The sequence below is a fragment of the uncultured Aquabacterium sp. genome, assembly GCF_913773725.1.
Lineage (GTDB): Bacteria > Pseudomonadota > Gammaproteobacteria > Burkholderiales > Burkholderiaceae_C > Aquabacterium.
The window spans coordinates 1-2,863 of record NZ_CAJYGK010000028.1; the positions used below are offsets into that span (position 1 = coordinate 1).

The following is a 2,863-nucleotide window of genomic DNA, read 5'->3' on the forward strand; positions in this document are numbered from 1 at the left end:
GGCGATCCGCCGGCTGCTTCTTGAGCATGCGGGCAACGATCTCATCGGCCTTCTTGCCGCCGGCGACGTACTCGCCCGTGGCGAAGTCCAGGCGCTGGATGTCCTTGCCGACCTTCTTGTAGAAGCCCGCGCCGGTCTTCTGGCCCAGCGCGCCCTTCTGGATCAGCTCGGCCAGCACCTTGGGCGTGGCATAGGTGCTGTAGAAGGGGTCGTCCTTCAGGTTGTCCTGCATGGTCTTGACGACATGGGCCATGGTGTCCAGGCCCACGACGTCGGCCGTGCGGAAGGTGCCGCTGGAGGCGCGGCCCAGCTTCTTGCCGGTCAGGTCGTCCACCACGTCCACCGAGAGGCCGAACTTCTCGGCCTCGATCAACGTGGCCATCATGCCGGCAATGCCGACGCGGTTGGCGACGAAGTTGGGCGTGTCCTTGGCGCGCACGACGCCCTTGCCCACGGCGGTGGTCACGAAGGCTTCGAGCTGGTCGAGGATCTCGGGGCGCGTGGTCGGCGTGGGGATCAGCTCGACCAGGTACATGTAACGCGGCGGGTTGAAGAAATGGATGCCGCAGAAGCGCGGCTTGATCTCTTCGGGCAGCACGTCGCTGAGCTTGGTGATGCTCAGGCCCGAGGTGTTGGACGCGACGATGGCGTGCGGTGCCACGAACGGCGCGATCTTGGTGTAGAGATCGAGCTTCCAGTCCATGCGCTCGGCGATGGCCTCGATGACGAGGTCGCAGTCCTTGAGCAGCTCCAGGTGCTCCTCGTAGTTGGCCTGCTGGATCAGCGCGGCTTCCGACGCGTCGCCCAGCGGCGCCGGCTTGAGCTTCTTCAGACCGTCGACGGCCTTGGTGACGATGCCGTTCTTCGGGCCTTCCTTGGCGGGCAGGTCGAACAGCACGACCGGCACCTTGCAGTTGACGAGGTGGGCAGCGATCTGCGCACCCATCACGCCGGCGCCGAGCACGGCGACCTTGCGGACTTGGAATCGACTCATGGGTTATCTCCTGGGAATAGGTTCGGACGGTCGATCACTCGACACGGATCCACGTCTGGGTGCGGTAGAAGGGGCCGATGTAGCCGCGCATCTCCAGTTTCTTGCCGCCGTCCACCGGCTTGAGCCGGGTGCGGTAGGTCTTGCCGTTGTTGGGATCGAGGATCTCGCCATGGCCCCACACGCCTTCGCCGTCGGCCTTCACGCCGCGGATGATCTGCAGGCCGACGACCGGCTTGTCCTTGCGGTCGTCCTTGCACTTGTCGCACTTGGCGTTGGCATCGGCCTTGGGGTCCAGCAGCTTGTCGATGCTGCCCACCAGGGTGCCCCCCTGTTCGCTGATGCGGACCAACGACTTCTCGGTTTTGCCGTCGTCATCGATGGTCTTCCACAAGCCCACGGGTGTTGCTTGCGCGAACGCGAGCACGGGCGATAGCAGGGCAGCAGCGAACAGGACTTTCATGGGGGGCATCCTTTTCGTGGGGTTGGCAGGTTAGAACAAGGCCTCGTCCATCTCCATCAGCGGCGCCAGACCGGCACGCGCGGTGCGGATCAGCGTGGCCGTCTCGGGCAGCAGCTTGGCGAAGTAGAAGCGCGCCGTGGCCAGCTTGGCGGTGTAGAACGGGTCGCCGCTGTCCTTCTTGGCCAGCGCGATCTTGGCCGCCTGGGCGAAGAAGTAGGCAAAGCACATGTGGCCCACCACGCGCAGGTAGTCGACAGCCGCGGCACCGACTTCGTCGGGGTTGCCGAAGGCCTTCATGCCGATTTCCTGGGTCAGCTTGTTGACCTTGTCGCCCAGGTCCGCCAGCGGGTTCACGAACTCCTGCATGGCTTCGTTGGTGCCCTCTTCCTCGATGAAGGCGGCGATCTTCTTGCCGAACTTCTTCAGCGTGGCGCCGTTGTTGCCCAACACCTTGCGGCCCAGCAGGTCGAGCGACTGGATGGTGTTGGTGCCTTCATAGATCATGTTGATGCGCGCGTCGCGCACGAACTGCTCCATGCCCCACTCGTGGATGAAGCCGTGGCCGCCGTAGACCTGCAGGCAGTGCGAGGTGGCGAGCCAGCCGTTGTCGGTGATGAAGGCCTTGATGATGGGCGTCAGCAGCGCGACCTCGGCGTCGCATTCCTTGCGCTCGTCCTCGTCGTCGCTCTTGAGCGCCTTGTCCAGCTGCAGCACGGTGTAGGCCTGCAGCATGCGGCCGCCTTCGGCGAAGGCGCGGGCCGTCAGCAGCATCTTGCGCACGTCGGGGTGCACGATGATGGGGTCGGCCGGCTTGTCCGGTGCCTTGGGGCCGGACAGCGCGCGCATCTGCACACGGTCCTTGGCGTAGGCCACGGCGTTCTGGTAGGCCACCTCCGTCAGGCCCAGCGACTGGTTACCCACGCCCAGGCGGGCGGCGTTCATCATCACGAACATCGCGGCCAGGCCCTTGTTGGGCTGGCCCACCATCGTGCCCACGGCGTTCTCCAGCACGATCTGCGCGGTGGCGTTGCCGTGGATGCCCATCTTGTGCTCCAGGCCGGCGCAGAAGATGCCGTTGCGCGAGCCCAGCGAGCCGTCGGCGTTGACGTTGAACTTGGGCACGATGAACAGCGAGATGCCCTTGGAGCCGGCGGGTGCATCCGGCAGGCGGGCCAGCACCAGGTGGACGATGTTCTCGGCCAGGTCGTGCTCGCCGGCCGAGATGAAGATCTTGGCGCCGGTCAGCTTGTAGGTGCCGTCGGGCTGGGGCTCGGCCTTGGTGCGCAGCAGGCCCAGGTCCGTGCCGCAGTGCGGCTCGGTCAGGCACATGGTGCCGGTCCACTCGCCACTGGTCAGCTTGGGCAGGTAGAGGGCCTTCTGCTCGGGCGTGCCGTGGGCGTGCAGGGCCT

General features: G+C 65.6%; 3 protein-coding genes. All 3 read right to left on the reverse strand.

Features of this window, described 5'->3' with window-relative positions:
- On the reverse strand, positions 1 to 994 hold a 994-nt coding region (locus QZ709_RS02845), incomplete at its 3' end, for a 3-hydroxyacyl-CoA dehydrogenase family protein (RefSeq protein WP_294635834.1).
- A 34-nt stretch (positions 995 to 1,028) separates the two neighbouring features.
- Entirely contained in the window at positions 1,029 to 1,463 is a 435-nt protein-coding gene (locus QZ709_RS02850; RefSeq protein ID WP_294635835.1) for a DUF2147 domain-containing protein, read from the reverse strand.
- A gap of 21 nt (positions 1,464 to 1,484) precedes the next feature.
- Positions 1,485 to 2,863 (reverse strand): acyl-CoA dehydrogenase C-terminal domain-containing protein (locus QZ709_RS02855; protein WP_294635836.1); only part of this gene is annotated, 1,379 nt, incomplete at its 5' end.